The organism is Rahnella sp. CJA17(1/100) (assembly GCF_963881615.1).
Taxonomy (GTDB): domain Bacteria; phylum Pseudomonadota; class Gammaproteobacteria; order Enterobacterales; family Enterobacteriaceae; genus Rahnella; species Rahnella aceris.
This window is the reverse complement of sequence record NZ_CAWOJA010000005.1, coordinates 62,251-81,319: the sequence shown is the minus strand read 5'-3', so window position 1 is coordinate 81,319 and position 19,069 is coordinate 62,251. Positions and strand designations below refer to the sequence as shown.

The following is a 19,069-nucleotide window of genomic DNA, read 5'->3' as shown; positions in this document are numbered from 1 at the left end:
CGAAGGGGTCCCCCTTCGCCATTTTTTTACTATTCATAATTGACAACAAAAGTACCGGTGGCAGAGAAGCGTCCTACCGAAATATTCCTGGAATCGCCGACCAGTTGCGCGTTGAATTGTAATTGTTTAGATGAGGGCATATTCAAATCAGTCACTGAGTAAACGGAATTGGTGTCGTTAGGTTTTAACTGACTGCCAGAACCCGTGGTGATTTTCACACCTACCCCGGTTGCCGCACTTGACGTCACCGAATTACCCAACAACATATTGTTCCCCGGCGCGACAATATTCGTCGTCACCCGGGTCTTAAACATGTTCACATTCGTACAGCCGGAAGCATTCAGGCTGAATTTCATCACGCTGGTAGCCCCTGAATTGACTTTTGCTGCACTGTAATCCCCCAGCGGGATAGTACCGCCGCCCGCACTGCTGACCAGCGCAGTACAGGTTGGGGTTTGCACGGGGAAGGAGAAAGTACTCATATTCAGACTAATATGATGGTTGTCAGAGTCCTCCTTACCCACCCTGAATCCACCAATATAACCCGCCGAAGCCGGTCGAATGGAGGTTACGCCTGCGGGTATACCGGTGAACTGGGGGGTCTGAAAAAGCACAATATAGTAATCATACCACTGACCCCCATCCATTGAGCTTTCCATATTGGAGGTATACTGTGCCGTGCTTTCATTTTCAAGGTAAAAATAAGGCATAAAAGCTTGAATTCTGTAACTGGCCCCGGTGCCTCTGATTTGAACTGAATAAAGGATCCCCGGGATATTGGTGGCATATAACCCCGCACTGGGGGAAGCCCCCGCGTAATCGTCAACCTGAGGAATGGCGCCGGCGATCCCATATAAAATCTCACCAGAATCGCCCGCGCGACAATCGGTACGCGCATTCCTAGTTGTGGTTGCTTTTTGATTTAAGTCCGTAATCATTTGCGTCCTGGAAACGTGCGGTAACAGGGAAACCACAGGGCCGGAAAAGCTTAGTGTGGCGGTGTAGGGAGCGTCCCTGAAATAACATTCTTCTGCCGCCTCAGCCGGTTTAACGGTTAAATCCCCCGTTAGTACTAATAAAACGGTAAAAATGAATGTGCGGATGAAACGAGACGACCGTATATACACTGTATTAAAAGGTAAATGATTATTCATAGCTAACACTCACTAATACTTTTGATGTAACCCGGCCTGCTGAGACAGCGCCTGTATTCTGATAACGTGTGTAGAAGTGATAGTCCGTTATTTCAGCAACGGGTGTTGCGGCGTTTATCGGGAAATTCACATCGGAAGAACCGTCTGCCTCCAGCACATTGGTGTTGTATTTCTGGGAAAATATCACCAGGCCCACGTTATCGGCGCCATCTGCTGCACCGTCTGTTTCGCTGATAAATACCTGTTTAGAGCCAGGTGCGAAATTTCCTGATTGCGGGGCAAAACTGAAATGAACATTCTCTATCACATCCGTGCATTCGCTCAGGCTAACAGTGAACGGATAACCGCCCAGCTGATCAGTGGGTAATATTGGCGCAGGCGGGGAACCGCGATCATCAAAATAATTGACGCTGACGGTAGGTAAATGAATGGCGCCGCCATTTTTTACGGTTAAGTGGCAGGTCGTCTCGAGAATATTAGCTTGTATATTCAGGTTGAGATCACTTTCTGCACTGGTGACGAAAGGAAACCCCACGGCTAATACCGTTAACAAACGTAATAATGTATTATTCATATTCACCGGGTGATTTATCATATTCCTTCCATTAGTCTTTGCTCGGCGATTTATTGATAGATAATCACAAACGTGATCGGTGCAATAAAGTTCCCTGGGGTAACATTTGATAGTGTACTGCCTGCTGCAATCACCATTCGGGCATTCATATTCAGGGTTGTGCCCGCAGTGGTGAGTGTGACCGTTTGCGGTGTGGCTCTGTCGACACAACTGAACTGAGTGCCGCTGTCAGGTGCATTCCGCCAGAGTTCAACCGCAGTCGCCGCTGCAGTGCCGCCATTGTTGGCAAATGAATCACCACTGGCTCCGGTACCGGAGCAGGCTCCTGCTGTTGGGTTGGCGGTGATCTCGGCGGATTTAACGCCGGAGCAATCGCTGAAAACCAGTTTAAAAGGCTGAATTTTACTTTTCTGTTTCAGTTCTGATTTATAGACATCATTAAAGTTAATGGCGGATGTCGGTGTCCCTGATGAGTCTTGAATCTGGGCAGCACAAGTCCCTGCTTCAATAGTAGAAGTAAAAGTAGCGGTTAAATTTTCAGTCGGCGTGAGCTCAACGGCATGTGCTGAACACGTCATGATGAATGCTGCTGTAAGCAGTAAAATTTGATTGGGTTTCACGTTATTCTTCTCCATGCAGATCTTTCATAACCTGATTTTTTCTATTTTATTCATAGTTAAAGTTAAAGGTGGCAACGGCGCTGAAATTCCCCGTTGTTCCTTTATTTGATTGCGTTTCTTGCAGGCGTGAAATCAGGGTGACCTCTTTTGCATTGATTTCTGCGCTGCTCCAGTTGAGCCGCTGGCTGTCATTGGTGGAGTTAATCACAAAAGGCTGGTTTGAAGCCGAAGCCCGTGCAATAGAAATGCCCAAAAATGAGGATGCCCCTTCACCTGAAATTCCATTAGTAATCAATGTGTCAGCATAATTTGACTGCGTGCCCTTTATGGTGGTTTTAATCGATGTGACTCCCGCCGGGCATTCCACAATTTTTATTTTGAAGGTTGCCGTAGCAGCAGTATCACCGGCAATAATTTTATCTAACCCTACCTTTCCACCCGAACCAACAGGAATGGTATTGTTAATGCCATTTCCTGAACCGCCTTCCAGTCTCATTTCACACGTCGTTTCAATAATATTAGCGCTAAAAGTAACGTTAACATTTTGTGCGAAAGTCGGTGTCATGTTTATATTGATAAATAAAGCTGAAAATATCGAGAATGATATTCTGTATCCCTTTCTCATTCTTTTTCTCCTGTTTATTCTATTTACCTGGAAATCAATGGGTGATTTTGCAAAGGATGTTTTTTAACATGATTGTCATGTTCACTTTTTCCGGGTTTTCCGGGATGGAATAATTAATCTGACAGGATTGGTCAGACTGACTTCCCCAGACAACATGCAGTGTCCCTTTATCATCGATACCGCGAATGAAAGCCATTCCGCCCTGGCCCATATTTCCCACGAGGATGTTTTTATCATTAAAAACATCAGCACCTAAAGGAATGAATCCGTTATCGGAACGTTGCAACTCCATAATAACTGAGCGGCCTTCATCGGTTTCGAAATTAACTAATACCACTGAACCACTGCGCGGGTAGGTAATCGTGCTGGTATTAACAATATTAACGTCGGCCTCCAGTGTGCTGATGTCCAGACCCACCGTATTTTCCTGATAGGGTGAAAGATAAGGTGTGATTGCATATCCGTTACTGTCAATCCGACCTTCACCCGTACTCATTTTTGTGCCCTTCGCCCCTTTGGCGCTGACCAGTGCCAGCGTATCGGAGTCATTGATGTTTCCGGGAGCAAATGTAATCCCGTCAGCATGAATAACCATGCCTCCGCTGGAGCCGAAAGACGCCTGCCGTCCTCCGTCATCGGTTAAAGAGGCGGAAAGACTCACGGGGCCGTAAGCGCTGTTATAGCTTCCGTATCCGCCAATTTGATTTAAATTCTCTGAGTCGGCGAGTGAAGATGACGTATTAACGCTGTAGTTGTAGCGATTATCCTCGCTATAACCGCCAGCACTCATGTCCATTTGCGAGGAGCCTTTAAAGTCAGTGCTTATGCCGGCATTTAGGTTGGTAAATCCACCGGGACGTTTACCCTGCGTGAAAATGTTTTCCAGAGGAATACTCAGATTAACATACAGTCGATTATCCTGGTCGCCATTCTCGTTATACTCACGCTGAAGGGAAATACTATAGTTTGCCCAACGATAGCTATTGTTATATCCGAGAGAAAACTGAGACGTTTTCTTATTTTGATTCCAGTAAGTTTCCCAACTGCCCGTCATATAAAGAGAACCATAACTCTGTTCACGATATTCCAGAGGCTGGTTAACATTAATTTGTATCTGGTTTTTCATTCTGTCGTAATTTTTAAAAGTTTCCTCTTCATTCATTGGATCCCGGCTGAGTTCATCCTGAAGTGAAGCGGCATCGCGTAAGCTCAGATAGTCCTGTGTCGAAAATCGGTAAGCCGCAACATTCAGCGACGTATTGGTTTCAGTCAACAGCTTATTGTAAGAGATTCGATAGCTCTGACCGTCGAGTGACCGGTCGTCGTCGATATCGGCACGGGAGTGGGTAATGTCGAAGGCAAATGCACCCGCCGGGGTATTCATCGCAACCCCTGTCAGCAGGGCAAGGTAGTCCGATGACATCGCTTCAGCACCGGCATAGCCGGTGAAGGTATTATTGATCCCATAATAGCCAGTCAGCACCGCCACCTCGGGGGAGTTGCTGGATGAACTCTCATTGAGTTTGCCGAAGCCTACATCCCAGCGGCTATTACCGGGGCGTAACATCTGTGTGACCGAGGAGAAGGGCACTGAGAAAGAACGCCGGGTGCCATCTGATTCTTCTACTGTCACGTCTATACTGTTGCCATAACCCGTTGGGTTAATGTCATCAAGAGCAAAAGGTCCCGGCGGTACGGTGGTTTCATAAATCACCGTACCGCTCTGGCGGACAGTCACTTTCGCATTACTGTTTGCGGTGCCGCGGATCACTGGCGCATAGTTGTTAGATGAACCCGGTTGCATGCGGCTGTCACTGAACACCCTGAATCCTCTCAGATTGATGGAATCAAAGGCATCGCCCTGAGTGTAAGTATCACCCAAAACGAACTGGGCTTTTAATCCGGTGATATCGTGCTGAACATAAGCATCCTGACTGGTATAGGACAGGCCATTTTCCTGATCCCAGTTGGTTGAACCTCTGGCACGAAAACGCCAGCCAGATAAGTTCGCGCCATAATTCAGCCCTGCATAGGCGCTGTCGCGAGAATCTCCGTCAGCGCTTGAACGGTAGGCATTCATGTCGTAAGACAGCATGAACGCTGGAATGCCTTCTTCCCACAGAGCCGGATTGACATAACCAGAAGGACGTTTTGCGAGATAAATCTGCGGAATAGTAATATCCAGGCGTTGTTCCGATGAATTGAATTTGACCTTTGAATGACTGAGTTTTTCGGTCAGATTAATGCACGTGGTTTCCCCGCCTTCCGGCGAAATATCTGCAGTATCTTCTTTATCGATATCGATGAGGATATCTAACTGCTCAAGCAATTTTTGCGTGAGACACGGGCTGGCAATATTCGTCCCGTTATCAACGAAATTGACTTTAGAATTTAGTTTTAATGAACCGTTAATAAAAATACCGACGCTGTAAACGCCTGGCACAACAGGATTTCCCTTGCTAAAACGGCGGGTGTCTATTTTTTCACTGTTTGCTGTGCTGTAGAGAAACTGACTATCAAACTCTACATTTTCATCATCGTCTCCAACTTGATCATCGGATTTATCATTAGTAACCGCAGTTTCCGCCACGGACCTGGGTGACCACACAGCGCTGACGCCTATAGTCAAAGGAAGCAGTAATAAACCCGTTGTGATTTTATTTTTTTTCATAATATTGCTTTTTTTATGAATCAGATGGCGTCAGGGTTTTATTTAAAGGGATACTTCGTATTTCATATTTCCGCCATAATCATTAATTGCGGTATAATTTATCTTCCCTGCGTTTACCGTCGTCGTCAGCCCGTCGACTTTCATCAACTGAGTGGAATCGGGGGCGATCATTTTTGTCTCCAGTTCGTACTTGCGGCCATTCGCATTCAGAAAAGCTTCGTTCACAGTGACGAAGTAAGGGGTAGCATTTTTCACTTCTGCAAAAACCTGTTGACCGTTTTTCACTATTTTCCATGTCAATGCCGTCGCTGCTTCAGAAGCGGAACCCTTCAGCCCCTCAGGACGATAAAACAACTTTATGCGGGTACGAAAAGCCAACTGAAGCAAATTTTCATCGGTACTATTTTGGGCTTTAGGAGGAACTTCAAGAACGTTAAACCAAAATACAGTTTCTTTATCTTTGGGCAATTCGCCCCCAAAGCTGGAAATTTTCACTGTCTGGCCTTGTTTGGCGTTCATTCGTGAAATAGGGGGGGTCACAAGGAAAGGAATTTTCATCTCCTGCGGATTCACATCCTCGCGGCCATCATCCAGCCAGGATTGAACCAGCAAGGCTTTTTCTCCGCGGTTATCCAGTTTCACCGTAATCTCTTTCGCCTGAGCCGGATAAATAATCCGGGTGCCAGAAATGACAACATCTGCACAGACATCACAAGCAATAAACCCCAGAACGGCAAGGCAGAATGAAATGATTTTTGGTGTCGGTATAAAATTCATATTTCCCTCTATTAAATTTTATAATAAAAGCGCACCTGTTTGTTCATCGGGTACGCTTAATCATTAATTAACGTTGAATATTATTCGTAGTTCATAGTAAAGGTGACGTTAGTATTTACTTTACCCGCCTGAACACTATTTGTTGCAGACCAGTCAGCACTGGGTACATAGGCTGCTTTATAGGCAAACACACCACGACCTTCGACCAGAGCCACGCTTTGTGCCACATCAGTCGGGTCGCCGATCAGAACCTGGCTAACGTTGGTTGCTGTGTTGTTGTAAAGCGCAATACTGACGTTTTGCGCACTACCAGAGACGGTAGAGTCAGGTTTCAGCGTACCGCTGGACAATTCAGCAAATTGCTGTGAAGAGAAGCTGACGGAGGCTTTCTTCACTGATTCGGCGCAATCATTCAGCATTAACTCGAACTCTTTGGCACCGACACCGCCAGCAGCGCGAGTGGTGACATCCACTGCCGCTTTCGTCACCACAGGCATTGAGATAGTGACATTATTCGCTGCAATACCGTTGTTAGTGGTGATTTCACAGGTCGTGTCAGAGACCGCACCATCAAAGGTAATTAATCCCAAATCCGTTGCCTGGGCAGATAAGCTGCCGAATGCCAGACAAAAGACGGATAAAGGGAAGAGCGTCTTAATTTTTTTCATGAAATGTCCTTTTCATTATGAAAATAACAAAATAGTAAGGTGAAAGTATTAGTGGACTAAATAAGCTTTTTTCAAAGACTTACTAAGGGGGGGGTTATAATTACGTTGTTGTTTATATCAAGTTGTACACACTGCAATATGGATGTAACTAAATATTTCATTGTGGGGTGTGTAATTAATCCTATAATTATTTTTTAAGTATTGAATTTTATTATGAGGGAAGTTATTAATTATCAGATAAAGAGATCTTAAGGATCGATTTTTCTAATTGAAATGGAAAAGTGCATGGAAATATATATCAAAATATATGATGGATTTAGTTTTAAAATCCGTGAAAATGATAAACAAATTGTGCTATTGAAAGTGGATAAGGTAATCAGGTTTTGTTTGCTTGCATAACGTACAGGTGTAATGACATGCTGAAGAGGAGGGGAGGCAGAAAGGAAAAATATTAAGGCACCCGAAGGTGCCTGGATGATTAACACGGAAATTAAAAGTCAGAGGCCCGACGCTTTTAGTGACGAACCGCAGGATGACTTCTTATGCATCTCTTTATTATTTCCCGGCAGCAATACGCTCGCGAATATGTTTAGCACGTGCTTCTGAAGACGGGTGATCATCAAACCAGCCGATGCTGCTGCCCTGATCCAGTTTTGCCAGTTTCTCAAAACTGGTTGCCAGACCTGTCGGGTCGATACCGCGTTTTTTCAGCAAATCAAACGAGTAATCATCCGCTTCGGATTCCTGTTTCTGCGAGAACTGCGCATTGACGTATTTCTCGCCCAGATCCGCCAGTTGCGATTGTGACAATGTTGCGCTGACGCCGCCGAGTGACGAAATCGCGGAACGTGCCGCCGTGGCGCTGTAGGCGACCTGCATGGCTTTACGGGTATGGCCGAGTGCGACGTGGCCCATTTCATGGCCGAGCACGCCTTCCACTTCATTGTCGTTCATTATGTCCATCAGGCCGCTGTAAACGCGGATACAGCCGTTGGCCATTGCCCAGGCATTGACGTCTTTGGTCAGGTAAACCTTATAGTTGGCGGGCGTGCCGTTAATGTTATCGCCCAGTGCTGCGGAGATTTTTTTCAGGCGCTGTGCGTATTCGCTGCTGTCGGGTGCTATCTGCGCCTTTTTATCCATTTCTTCACAAGACTGCACGCTCAGCGTTTTGACGTCGGCATCGCTCAGGGTATACGCCTGATAAGCCTGCGCGCCGGACTGCATTAAAGTGTCGGTATTGACGGTCGCACAACCGCTGACCAGTGACGCGGTAAAAAGGCTTAACAGAAGAGGGTGAAATTTCATCAATTTGTGTTCCCAGAAAAAGTTAACAAAACAGAAAATGTAGCCTGAAAAAGGCTCTGGTTGTAAGGATAGCGTTAAGGTAGGTTTTTCACAGTGCACGATCTATAGTGTAAGTCCGAAAAAACGCCCTGATTTAAAAGCGGATTTTGTGAACTTAATCACGAGAGTGATTAGAGATTGCCGTTTTAATGCCGAGTCTGAGAAAATGACTTTCTTGACTGCTTTTTTAATCCGACCTGGAGTAGAACATGTCCTCTCGTAAAGAGCTTGCGAACGCTATTCGCGCACTTAGTATGGATGCCGTGCAGAAAGCGAATTCCGGCCACCCTGGCGCCCCTATGGGCATGGCAGACATTGCCGAAGTGCTGTGGCGCGATTACCTGAATCACAACCCGACTAACCCGCACTGGGCTGACCGTGACCGCTTCGTGCTGTCCAATGGTCATGGTTCTATGCTGATTTATAGCCTGCTGCACCTCACTGGCTATGATCTGCCGATGAGCGAACTGGCTAACTTCCGTCAGCTGCACTCGAAAACCCCGGGCCACCCGGAATACGGTTATACGCCTGGCGTTGAAACCACTACTGGCCCGCTGGGTCAGGGCATCGCGAACGCCGTCGGTTTTGCTATCGCAGAACGTACGCTGGCAGCGCAGTTCAACAAACCAGGCCATGACATTGTCGATCACCAGACTTATGCATTCCTGGGCGACGGCTGCATGATGGAAGGCATTTCTCACGAAGTGTGTTCTCTGGCCGGTACCATGAAACTTGGCAAACTGACCGCGTTTTATGATGACAACGGTATCTCCATCGACGGCCACGTAGAAGGCTGGTTCACCGATGACACTGCGGCACGTTTCGAAGCTTACGGCTGGCATGTTGTACGTGGTGTTGATGGTCACAATCCTGACTCTATCAAAGCGGCTATTGAAGAAGCGCACAAAGTTACCGACAAGCCTTCCCTGCTGATGTGTAAAACCGTGATCGGTTTCGGTTCGCCGAACAAGGCCGGTACTCACGATGTACACGGTGCCGCACTGGGCGCAGCCGAAGTGGCCGCTACCCGCGAAGCACTGGGCTGGAAATACGCTGCGTTTGAAATCCCGCAAGATATCTATGCGCAGTGGGACGCGAAAGAAGCCGGTAAAGCCAAAGAAGCGGCGTGGAACGACAAGTTTGACGCTTACGCTAAAGCGCACCCTGAACTGGCAAAAGAGTTCAAACGTCGTGTGAACGGCGAGCTGCCAGCAAACTGGGAAACCGAAGCACAGAAATTCATCGAACAATTGCAGGCTAATCCTGCGAACATCGCCAGCCGTAAAGCCTCCCAGAATGCGCTGGAAGCTTTCGGTAAAGTGTTGCCTGAATTCCTGGGCGGCTCTGCTGACCTGGCACCAAGCAACCTGACCATGTGGTCTGGTTCGAAGTCTATCGGCGACGATCAGGCAGGTAACTACATCCATTATGGCGTACGTGAATTCGGTATGACCGCGATCACCAACGGTATCGCGCTGCACGGCGGTTTCCTGCCGTACTCTGCGACTTTCCTGATGTTCGTGGAATATGCGCGTAACGCCGTGCGTATGGCCGCACTGATGAAGATCCGCAACGTGTTCGTGTACACCCATGACTCCATCGGTCTGGGTGAAGATGGCCCGACGCACCAGCCGGTTGAGCAAATCGCCAGCCTGCGCGTTACGCCAAACATGAGCACCTGGCGTCCTGCGGATCAGGTTGAATCTGCCGTGGCATGGAAATACGCCATCGAGCGTAATGACGGCCCGGTTACCCTGATCTTCTCCCGTCAAAATCTGACCCAGCAACCACGTACCGCTGAACAGCTGGCCAACGTGGCGCGCGGGGGTTACGTGCTGAAAGATTGTGACGGTACGCCAGAAGTGATCCTGATCGCGACCGGTTCTGAAGTCGGTATCACGGTAGAAGCGGCAGACAAACTGGCTGCTGCGGGCACCAAAGTGCGCGTGGTTTCTATGCCGTCTACGGATGCCTTCGACAAACAGGACGCGGCTTACCGTGAATCTGTCCTGCCGAAAGCCGTTTCTGCGCGCGTTGCGGTTGAAGCCGGTATTGCTGATTACTGGTTCAAATACGTTGGCCTGAATGGTGCTATCGTCGGAATGCACAGCTTCGGCGAATCTGCGCCAGCAGAACTGTTGTTCAAAGAATTCGGTTTCACTGTTGATAACGTTGTTGCTCAGGCACAAGCGTTACTGAAGTAATCCCGCTTTCTTAAAACTGCTTAAAAGCACCTTCGGGTGCTTTTTTTTCGCCTGCATTTTCATGCGCCGGTTCTCAGTTTCGTACGAAATGACGCAGGTCAAACCCTTCTGACGCGGACTCGGTTACACTGCCTGCATTCTGAAAATGTTTCATTCGGTCATTTTTTGCGAAAAATCACTGTCGAAAAGGTGACGAAAAAGTAAAATCACTGTGAATACACAGAATTGACTGGTGTTTTTTTCAGCGATCGGCGCGATTAATGCGGGGTTGTTCTACGAATTATTCCTTTTATTCATCGTTTGGTTTATTCTCAGCTGAACCGTTTCAGTCAGGCTATTTGAGCTTAACATCGTCACCAGGTTGTTATCGTGCCTGAAACTGAAACTTTTCTGCCGCATGCATTGTGCGGACAGATGATGATGGTGATTCACCGTAAACGCACGCTGCATTACTATAGGTGTTACTGATATTGAGTAACAACCGTGTAACAGGGAGATGTATGCCAATACGTATTGCAATTAATGGCTTTGGTCGCATTGGCCGTAGCGTATTGCGCGCGTTATACGAATCCGGGCGTCGGGCGGAAATCTCCGTCATTGCCATCAATGAAATCGCCAGCCCTGAAGGCATGGCACATCTGCTTAAATACGACTCCAGCCACGGGCGCTTTGCCTGGGATGTCCGCCAGGAAGGTGAAAACCTTTACGTCGGCGATGACTCCATCCGTTTACTTCATCAGTCTGATGCCAGCCAGTTGCCGTGGGGCGAACTGAGCATTGACGTCGTGCTTGATTGCACTGGCGTTTATGGCAGCCGTGCAGACGGTGAAGCCCAGCTTGCGGCCGGCGCCAAAAAAATTCTGTTCGCGCATCCGGGCGCTCATGATCTTGACGCCACGGTGGTTTACGGTGTGAACCACCAGTTGCTCGAACGTCAGCACCGCATTGTGTCCAATGCGTCCTGCACCACCAACTGTATTATCCCTGTGATCAAACTGCTCGACGATGCTTTTGGCATTGAGTCCGGCACGGTAACGACCATCCATTCCTCAATGAATGACCAACCGGTTATCGATGCGTACCATGCGGATTTACGCCGTACGCGCGCCGCCAGCCAGTCCATTATCCCGGTCGATACCAAGCTGGCCGCAGGGATCACACGCATCATGCCCAAATTCTGCGATCGCTTTGAAGCGATCTCGGTGCGTGTGCCGACAATCAATGTCACAGCCATTGATCTGAGTGTATTTGTCGAGGGTTCTGTGACGGTAGGCGAGGTTAACCAGTTGCTGCAAAAGGCTGCAACAGGTGCTTTTCGTGGTATTGTTGACTATACCGAACTACCATTAGTCTCGACAGATTTTAACCATGATCCCCATAGCGCCATCGTAGATGGAACGCAGACGCGGGTAAGTGGACAGCACCTGATTAAGACACTGGTCTGGTGCGATAACGAGTGGGGTTTTGCCAACCGAATGTTGGATACAACATTGGCAATGTCCGCTAGCGGTTTCTAGTACGGCTGTTCCGGTCTCCCGACCGAAACGGCCTTCAAGCAACTTTAAAGAGAATCAACGAGAGGATTCACCATGTCTGTTATTAAGATGAGCGATCTGGATTTAGCGGGTAAACGCGTACTAATCCGTGCCGATCTGAACGTGCCAGTTAAAGATGGCAAAGTAACGTCAGATGCACGTATCCGCGCTTCTTTACCAACCATCGAAATTGCCCTGAAACAAGGCGCACGCGTGATGGTTACCTCGCATCTGGGTCGTCCGACTGAAGGCGAATATAACGAAGAGTTTTCTCTGCTGCCGGTTGTTAATTACCTCAAAGAGCATCTGAAATCCCCAGTACGTCTGGCGAAAGATTACCTTGATGGTGTTGAAGTTGCCGAAGGTGAGCTGGTGGTTCTGGAAAACGTTCGCTTTAACAAAGGCGAAAAGAAAGACGACGAAGCCCTGTCCAAAAAATATGCTGCCCTGTGTGACATCTATGTGATGGACGCATTTGGTACCGCGCACCGCGCGCAAGCTTCTACCCACGGCGTGGGCAAATTTGCTCCGATCGCCTGTGCCGGTCCGCTGCTGTCTGCAGAGCTGGAAGCACTGGGTAAAGCGCTGGGTAACCCGGCACGTCCGATGGTGGCTATCGTTGGTGGTTCTAAAGTTTCTACCAAACTGACCGTTCTGGATTCCCTGTCTAAAATCGCTGACCAGCTGATCGTTGGCGGTGGTATCGCGAACACCTTCGTGGCTGCTCAAGGCAACAACGTCGGTAAATCCCTGTACGAAGCAGACCTGGTCGGTACCGCAAGCAAATTGCTGGAAACCTGCGACATTCCTGTTCCTACCGATGTTCGCGTGGCGACTGAGTTCTCTGAAACAGCCGTTGCAACGGTGAAGTCTGTTAAAGACATCAAAGATGACGAACAAATTCTCGACATGGGCGATGAGTCTGCATACCGCCTGGCTGAGATCATTAAAAACGCTAAAACCATTCTGTGGAATGGTCCTGTAGGCGTGTTCGAGTTCCCTAACTTCCGTAAAGGGACCGAAATTGTGGCGCAGGCTATTGCTGACAGCGATGCATTCTCTATCGCAGGCGGCGGCGACACACTGGCAGCTATCGATTTGTTCGGTATCGCTGACAAAATTTCCTATATCTCCACTGGCGGTGGCGCATTCCTGGAATTCGTTGAAGGGAAAGCACTGCCAGCGGTTGTGATGCTGGAAGAGCGTGCTAAGAAGTAATGAACCCTGAACGGGGAGCATAATGCTGTCCGTTCTTCTTTGCCGCGCGGGGGGCTGCACAGTGGAGCCCGCGCGACATAGCAAACCGATTCAATCCATCTACGGCCGACGAATACAGGACAAAGAACTATGTCTAAAATTTTTGATTTCGTAAAACCAGGCGTTATCACTGGTGATGATGTACAGAAAGTTTTCGCTATTGCTAAAGAAAACAAATTTGCTCTGCCAGCGGTTAACTGCGTAGGCACCGACTCTATCAACGCCGTTCTCGAAGCTGCTGCGAAAGTCCGTTCACCGGTTATCGTCCAGTTCTCTAACGGTGGCGCTGCGTTCATCGCCGGTAAAGGCCTGAAAACTGACGTGCCACAAGGCGCGGCAATCCTGGGTGCAATCTCTGGCGCACACCACGTGCATCAGATGGCAGAACATTACGGCGTGCCCGTTATCCTGCACACCGACCACTGCGCGAAAAAACTGCTGCCATGGATCGACGGACTGCTGGACGCGGGTGAAGCTCACTACGCGAAAACCGGTAAACCACTGTTCTCTTCTCACATGATCGACCTGTCTGAAGAGTCTCTGGAAGAAAACATCGAAATTTGCAGCAAGTATTTAGCTCGCATGGCAAAAATCGACATGACTCTGGAAATCGAACTGGGTTGTACCGGTGGTGAAGAAGATGGCGTAGACAACAGCCATATGGACGCATCTGCACTGTACACTCAACCGCAAGACGTTGATTATGCATACGAAAAACTGAACGCCATCAGCCCGCGTTTCACTATCGCTGCGTCATTCGGTAACGTACACGGTGTTTACAAACCAGGTAACGTTAAACTGACTCCAACGATCCTGCGTGATTCTCAGGAATACGTGTGCAAGAAACATAACCTGCCACACAACAGCCTGAACTTCGTATTCCACGGCGGTTCCGGTTCTACTGCAGCAGAAATCAAAGAATCTGTAGGTTACGGTGTTATCAAAATGAACATCGATACCGATACCCAGTGGGCTAACTGGGACGGTATCCTGCAGTTCTACAAGAAAAACGAAGCTTACCTGCAAGGTCAGTTGGGTAACCCGGAAGGCGCGGACAAACCTAACAAGAAATTCTATGACCCGCGCGTATGGCTGCGTTCTGCACAGTCTTCCATGGTGACTCGCCTGGAACTGGCATTCAAAGAACTGAACGCAATCGACGTACTGTAATTCTTACGCTTCCGGTGCTTGACCACCGGAATGTGAGGATAATCGTCAAAGGGGCTTAGGCCCCTTTTTTATTGCCTGCTTTCCGGCCACAATAGCCCGTTATCCGTGTTTCGCCAGAATCCCCGAAGAGAGAGCCATGAAGCCAAAATCTGTCACCCTCGATGATGTCGCGCGCCACGCCGGTGTGTCTTATCAGACCGTTTCGCGCGTCCTGAATCAGGCTGCACACGTCTCGGTCAGAACGCGCAACAAAGTCGAACAGGCAATGGCTGCGCTGAATTACGTCCCGAACCGTGTCGCCCAGCAACTGGCGGGCAAACAAAGTTACACGCTTGGGCTGGCGACCACCGAGCTGGCGCTACATGCCCCGTCGCAAATCGCGTCGGCAATGAAAACCCGCGCAAACCAGCTAGGTTTCAACGTCGTGATATCGATGATTGATAACCTGAGCCTTGCCGCGTGTCGTACTGCGGTGAATGAACTGATGTCGCAGCGTGTCGATGGCGTGCTGATTAACGTGCCGCTGTCGAATGAGGACGCAGACGCGATCGCACAGCTTTGTGGCAATTTACCGGCGCTGTTTCTGGATGTCGATCCGCAGGCCGATGTGTTTAAAATTCTGTTCGATCCTCACTGCGGGGCAGAGCAGGGCGTCGAACATCTGCTGGCGCTCGGACATCAGCAGATCGCCGTACTGACCGGCCCGCTCGAATCCATATCTGCACGCTTACGTTATGAAGGCTGGCTGAATACGCTGGCATTGCACGATATTACGCCGTGCACGGTTCAGCATGGCGACTGGAGCGCGGCTTCGGGTTACCAGCAGGCGTTATTGTTGCTCAATCAGCCCGCACGCCCTACGGCGATTCTGGTCGCCAATGATCAGATGGCGCTGGGCGTACTGCGCGCTGTCCATGAGTTTGGCCTGCGGGTGCCGGAGCAAATCTCGGTGATGGGCTATGACGATACTGAAGACAGCGCATTTTTCTTCCCGCCGCTGACCACCATCAAACAGGATTTCCGCCTGCTCGGTCACGAGAGCATTAACCGGCTGGTAGAGCATCTGCATACGCATGGCGATCACCCGCAGTCCTCATTGTTACTGCCCACTTCTTTGGTTGAACGCCATACAACCGCCAGACCGGGTACAGACACTGTGTCGCAGGAAACTTTATCGCAGGAACTGATCCGCATCGCACGTCAGCTCAGCGCGCTGTAAATCTTTTTTAAGAACTGACTGACGCGGAATTTGTGATCCGCGTCCCTTTCCCGCATCCCCGCACTTTACTTACTCTCTCCGGTTACGCATGTTTATATTATTGTGAGCGCATAACAATTTACCGGGGAGATATTATGAATCCATCAGCGGAAGATAAATTATCATCGCTGGCCACTGTTCTGGCCCGCCGTGACTGGGAAAAACCGGCCTCGACGCAGTGCAACCGATTACCCGCACACCCGCCGTTCAACAGCTGGCGAAATGCAGAGGAAGCGAGAAACAACAAGGCTTCAGAAAAAATTCGTAACCTGAATGGCGAGTGGGCGTTCAGCTATTTTAACCGTCCTGAAGCCGTGCCGGAGCAATGGCTGCAACAGGATCTGCCTGATGCCGATGCTGTGCAGGTGCCGTCAAACTGGCAGTTAGCGGGTTATGACGCGCCGATTTATACCAACGTGCAGTACCCGATCCCCGTCAATCCGCCATTTGTACCGGAAGAAAACCCTGCGGGTTGTTACTCGCTCACAGTTTCTGTGGATAATGACTGGCTGAGCAGCGGGCAGACGCGCATCGTGTTTAACGGCGTCAATTCTGCGTTCTATTTATGGTGCAACGGTCAGTGGATCGGCTATTCCCAGGACAGCCGTTTACCGGCGGAATTCGATCTCAGTCATGTGCTGCACGCGGGTGAAAACCGTCTGGCGGTGATGGTGCTGCGCTGGAGCGACGGCAGTTATCTGGAAGATCAGGATATGTGGCGCATGAGCGGCATCTTCCGTGATGTCACCTTGCTGCATAAACCGGCAGAGCAGATCACCGATTTGCAGGTGCGCACGCATCTGTTCCACGGCTTCACGCAGGCCGAGCTGGAAGTACAAGTCAGCGCCGCGGTACCACAGGACACCGCAGCTGATTATCAGGTGCGCGTCCAGTTATGGCAGGGCGATAAACCGGTCGCAGAACATCAGCAACCGCTCGGCAGTGAAATCATTGATGAACGCGGGACGGCATTTGACCGCACCACGCTGCGTCTGCCGGTCAGCCGGCCCGCATTATGGAGCGCTGAACAGCCCGCTTTATACCGTGCTGTCATTTCCCTGATTTCGCCGCAGGGCCAGCTTATTGAAGCCGAGGCCTGTGACGTCGGTTTCCGTCAGGTGGAAATCAGCAACGGGCTGCTGAAAGTGAACGATCAGCCGGTGCTGATCCGGGGCACCAACCGTCACGAGCATCATCCCGAAAACGGTCAGGTGATGGACGAAGCGACGATGCGCCGCGATATCGTGCTGATGAAACAGCACAACTTCAACGCCGTGCGCTGCTCGCATTATCCGAACCATCCGCTGTGGTACCGGCTCTGTGACGAATACGGTCTGTACGTCGTGGATGAAGCCAATATCGAAACCCACGGCATGCAGCCGATGAACCGTCTGTCGGATGATCCGGTGTGGTTCAACGCCTTCAGCGAACGCGTGACGCGCATGGTTCAGCGCGACCGCAATCATCCGTGCATCATCATCTGGTCACTGGGCAATGAGTCCGGTCATGGCGCCACTCATGACGCGCTGTACCGCTGGATCAAATCTGTCGATCCGACCCGCCCGGTGCAGTACGAAGGCGGCGGCGCCAACAGCGCGGCGACCGACATTATCTGCCCGATGTATTCCCGCGTTGAGCAGGATCAGCCGTTCCCGGCTGTACCGAAATGGTCGATTAAAAAGTGGATCAGCATGCCGGACGAAACGCGTCCGCTGATCCTCTGCGAATACGCCCATGCGATGGGCAACAGCTTTGGCGGCTTTGATAAATACTGGAAAGCGTTCCGTCAGTTCCCGCGTCTGCAGGGCGGTTTTGTCTGGGACTGGGTTGATCAGAGTCTGCTGCGCACCAGCGAAAACGGTGAGCGTTATATGGCCTACGGCGGCGATTTTGGTGATACGCCAAATGACCGGCAGTTCTGCATGAACGGTCTGGTATTCGCTGACCGCACGCCGCATCCGTCCTTGTTTGAAGCCCAGCGCGCCCAGCAATTTTTCCAGTTCTCGCTCACAGGCACTTCGCCTTTGACGATTGAAATACAAAGCGAATACCTGTTCCGGCACAGTGATAATGAGCAGTTAGTCTGGCGCATCGAACGTGACGGCGAAGTCATTTCACAGGGCGAGGCGGTACTGAATATCGCGCCCAACGGCAAACAAACCCTGAATCTGGGCGATATACCGCAGGCAGAAGGCGATTTGTGGCTGAATGTTGCGGTATACCAGCCACAGGCAACTGCGTGGTCAGAAGCCGGACACCGTAGTGCCTGGGATCAATGGCAGTTGCCGCAACCGCTGATATTGCCGGTGCCGGAAAAAATCTCTGCCGCCACGCCGGTTCTCGATCAGCAAGGTGATGTGATTTCCGTACTGCACGGCGCGCAGTGCTGGCAGTTCAGTCAGCAAAGCGGATTGCTGGAACAGTGGTTCGATGGCAAAACGCCGCGTCTGCTTTCTGCGCTGCGTGACCAGTTTGTCCGTGCGCCGGTGGATAACGATATCGGCGTCAGCGAAGTCACCCGTATTGACCCGAATGCCTGGGTTGAGCGCTGGAAAGCGGCGGGTATGTACCATCTGGAATCGCGTTTATTAAACATCTCAGCCGATCAGTTACAGGACGGGGTAGTGATCACGACCACTCACGCGTTTATGGCGGAGGAAGAAACGCGACTGCTGAGCCGCAAGATTTTCCGCATTGATAATCAGGGCGAACTGCATATCAGCGCGGAGGTTCGCGTGGCATCAAACGTGCCGTCACCGGGGCGCATTGGCCTGACCTGTCAGTTGGCTGAAACCGCAAAAAACGTTAGCTGGCTGGGCCTGGGACCGCATGAAAACTACCCGGATCGCCGTCTGGCTGCGCAGCACGGGCGCTGGAATTTGCCGCTGACAGAGATGTACACGCCTTACGTTTTCCCGACCGAAAACGGTCTGCGCGGAGAGACCCGTGAGCTGGATTACGCCGGATGGACGCTGCGTGGCAATTTCCACTTTGGCCTGAGCCGCTACAGCCTGCAACAGTTGATGGACACCTGCCATCGTCACCTGTTGCGTGAAGAAGAGGGCACCTGGCTGAACATCGACGGTTTCCATATGGGCGTCGGCGGTGATGATTCGTGGAGCCCGAGCGTCAGCCCTGATTTCCTGCTGACAGCCGGTCAGTACCATTATTCGTTCACCTGGAAACGTGCCTGACAGCCTGCGCCGCCG

At 50.2% G+C, this 19,069-nt stretch carries 14 protein-coding genes; 6 read left to right on the top strand and 8 right to left on the bottom strand.

Annotated elements, in window-relative coordinates:
* Positions 1-29: 29 nt before the first annotated feature.
* The 8 genes from AACU55_RS03630 to AACU55_RS03595 all read right to left on the bottom strand — a co-directional run bounded on the left by AACU55_RS03630 (position 30) and on the right by AACU55_RS03595 (position 8,397).
* Entirely contained in the window at positions 30-1,154 is a 1,125-nt protein-coding gene (locus AACU55_RS03630; RefSeq protein ID WP_134706668.1) for a fimbrial protein, read from the bottom strand.
* Positions 1,147-1,749 (bottom strand): fimbrial-like protein, encoded by a 603-nt coding sequence (locus AACU55_RS03625; RefSeq protein ID WP_134706667.1) that lies wholly within the window; start codon positions 1,747-1,749, stop codon positions 1,147-1,149. The genes AACU55_RS03630 and AACU55_RS03625 overlap by 8 nt, the downstream gene beginning before the upstream one ends.
* A gap of 29 nt (positions 1,750-1,778) precedes the next feature.
* Positions 1,779-2,363 (bottom strand): fimbrial protein, encoded by a 585-nt coding sequence (locus AACU55_RS03620; protein WP_037036655.1) that lies wholly within the window; start codon positions 2,361-2,363, stop codon positions 1,779-1,781.
* A gap of 31 nt (positions 2,364-2,394) precedes the next feature.
* Positions 2,395-2,973 carry a fimbrial protein gene (locus tag AACU55_RS03615; RefSeq protein ID WP_134706666.1) on the bottom strand — a complete coding sequence of 193 codons (579 nt, stop codon included), beginning with the start codon at positions 2,971-2,973 and terminating at the stop codon, positions 2,395-2,397.
* Between the two features lie 34 nt (positions 2,974-3,007).
* On the bottom strand, positions 3,008-5,644 hold the full coding sequence (locus tag AACU55_RS03610; RefSeq protein ID WP_134706665.1) for an outer membrane usher protein: 2,637 nt from the start codon (positions 5,642-5,644) through the stop codon (positions 3,008-3,010).
* 42 nt (positions 5,645-5,686) lie between these two features.
* Positions 5,687-6,421 (bottom strand): fimbrial chaperone, encoded by a 735-nt coding sequence (locus AACU55_RS03605; RefSeq protein ID WP_037036659.1) that lies wholly within the window; start codon positions 6,419-6,421, stop codon positions 5,687-5,689.
* 80 nt (positions 6,422-6,501) lie between these two features.
* Positions 6,502-7,089: a fimbrial protein gene (locus AACU55_RS03600; RefSeq protein ID WP_037036661.1), complete on the bottom strand. Its 588-nt coding sequence runs from the start codon at positions 7,087-7,089 to the stop codon at positions 6,502-6,504.
* Between the two features lie 555 nt (positions 7,090-7,644).
* Positions 7,645-8,397 (bottom strand): M48 family metallopeptidase, encoded by a 753-nt coding sequence (locus tag AACU55_RS03595; RefSeq protein WP_013576806.1) that lies wholly within the window; start codon positions 8,395-8,397, stop codon positions 7,645-7,647.
* A 248-nt stretch (positions 8,398-8,645) separates the two neighbouring features.
* On the opposite strand from AACU55_RS03595, the gene tkt reads away from it, so the two are divergent.
* The 6 genes from tkt to AACU55_RS03565 all read left to right on the top strand — a co-directional run bounded on the left by tkt (position 8,646) and on the right by AACU55_RS03565 (position 19,054).
* Entirely contained in the window at positions 8,646-10,640 is a 1,995-nt protein-coding gene (gene tkt, locus AACU55_RS03590) for a transketolase (protein WP_013576805.1), read from the top strand.
* Between the two features lie 500 nt (positions 10,641-11,140).
* Complete coding sequence (gene epd, locus AACU55_RS03585) at positions 11,141-12,157, top strand: erythrose-4-phosphate dehydrogenase (protein ID WP_013576804.1); 1,017 nt, start codon at positions 11,141-11,143, stop codon at positions 12,155-12,157.
* A 72-nt stretch (positions 12,158-12,229) separates the two neighbouring features.
* A complete protein-coding gene (gene pgk / locus AACU55_RS03580) occupies positions 12,230-13,393 on the top strand; it encodes a phosphoglycerate kinase (protein ID WP_013576803.1) in 1,164 nt (387 codons plus the stop codon).
* A 129-nt stretch (positions 13,394-13,522) separates the two neighbouring features.
* Positions 13,523-14,602 (top strand): class II fructose-bisphosphate aldolase, encoded by a 1,080-nt coding sequence (gene fbaA, locus AACU55_RS03575; RefSeq protein WP_013576802.1) that lies wholly within the window; start codon positions 13,523-13,525, stop codon positions 14,600-14,602.
* A 136-nt stretch (positions 14,603-14,738) separates the two neighbouring features.
* Positions 14,739-15,821 (top strand): LacI family DNA-binding transcriptional regulator, encoded by a 1,083-nt coding sequence (locus AACU55_RS03570; protein WP_037036665.1) that lies wholly within the window; start codon positions 14,739-14,741, stop codon positions 15,819-15,821.
* Positions 15,822-15,955: 134 nt separating this feature from the next.
* Entirely contained in the window at positions 15,956-19,054 is a 3,099-nt protein-coding gene (locus AACU55_RS03565) for a beta-galactosidase (RefSeq protein ID WP_134706664.1), read from the top strand.
* Positions 19,055-19,069 lie beyond the last annotated feature (15 nt).

What these genes read in the sequence shown, in the direction of transcription:
- AACU55_RS03625 (WP_134706667.1), bottom strand. Translation starts at nt 1,749, where the DNA reads ATGATAAATCACCCGGTGAATATGAATAATACATTATTACGTTTGTTA.
- AACU55_RS03620 (WP_037036655.1), bottom strand. Translation starts at nt 2,363, where the DNA reads ATGGAGAAGAATAACGTGAAACCCAATCAAATTTTACTGCTTACAGCA.
- AACU55_RS03600 (WP_037036661.1), bottom strand. Translation starts at nt 7,089, where the DNA reads ATGAAAAAAATTAAGACGCTCTTCCCTTTATCCGTCTTTTGTCTGGCA.
- AACU55_RS03570 (WP_037036665.1), top strand. Translation starts at nt 14,739, where the DNA reads ATGAAGCCAAAATCTGTCACCCTCGATGATGTCGCGCGCCACGCCGGT.
- AACU55_RS03630 (WP_134706668.1), bottom strand. Translation starts at nt 1,154, where the DNA reads ATGAATAATCATTTACCTTTTAATACAGTGTATATACGGTCGTCTCGT.
- AACU55_RS03595 (WP_013576806.1), bottom strand. Translation starts at nt 8,397, where the DNA reads ATGAAATTTCACCCTCTTCTGTTAAGCCTTTTTACCGCGTCACTGGTC.
- AACU55_RS03605 (WP_037036659.1), bottom strand. Translation starts at nt 6,421, where the DNA reads ATGAATTTTATACCGACACCAAAAATCATTTCATTCTGCCTTGCCGTT.
- tkt (WP_013576805.1), top strand. Translation starts at nt 8,646, where the DNA reads ATGTCCTCTCGTAAAGAGCTTGCGAACGCTATTCGCGCACTTAGTATG.
- epd (WP_013576804.1), top strand. Translation starts at nt 11,141, where the DNA reads ATGCCAATACGTATTGCAATTAATGGCTTTGGTCGCATTGGCCGTAGC.
- pgk (WP_013576803.1), top strand. Translation starts at nt 12,230, where the DNA reads ATGTCTGTTATTAAGATGAGCGATCTGGATTTAGCGGGTAAACGCGTA.
- AACU55_RS03565 (WP_134706664.1), top strand. Translation starts at nt 15,956, where the DNA reads ATGAATCCATCAGCGGAAGATAAATTATCATCGCTGGCCACTGTTCTG.
- AACU55_RS03615 (WP_134706666.1), bottom strand. Translation starts at nt 2,973, where the DNA reads ATGAGAAAGGGATACAGAATATCATTCTCGATATTTTCAGCTTTATTT.
- fbaA (WP_013576802.1), top strand. Translation starts at nt 13,523, where the DNA reads ATGTCTAAAATTTTTGATTTCGTAAAACCAGGCGTTATCACTGGTGAT.
- AACU55_RS03610 (WP_134706665.1), bottom strand. Translation starts at nt 5,644, where the DNA reads ATGAAAAAAAATAAAATCACAACGGGTTTATTACTGCTTCCTTTGACT.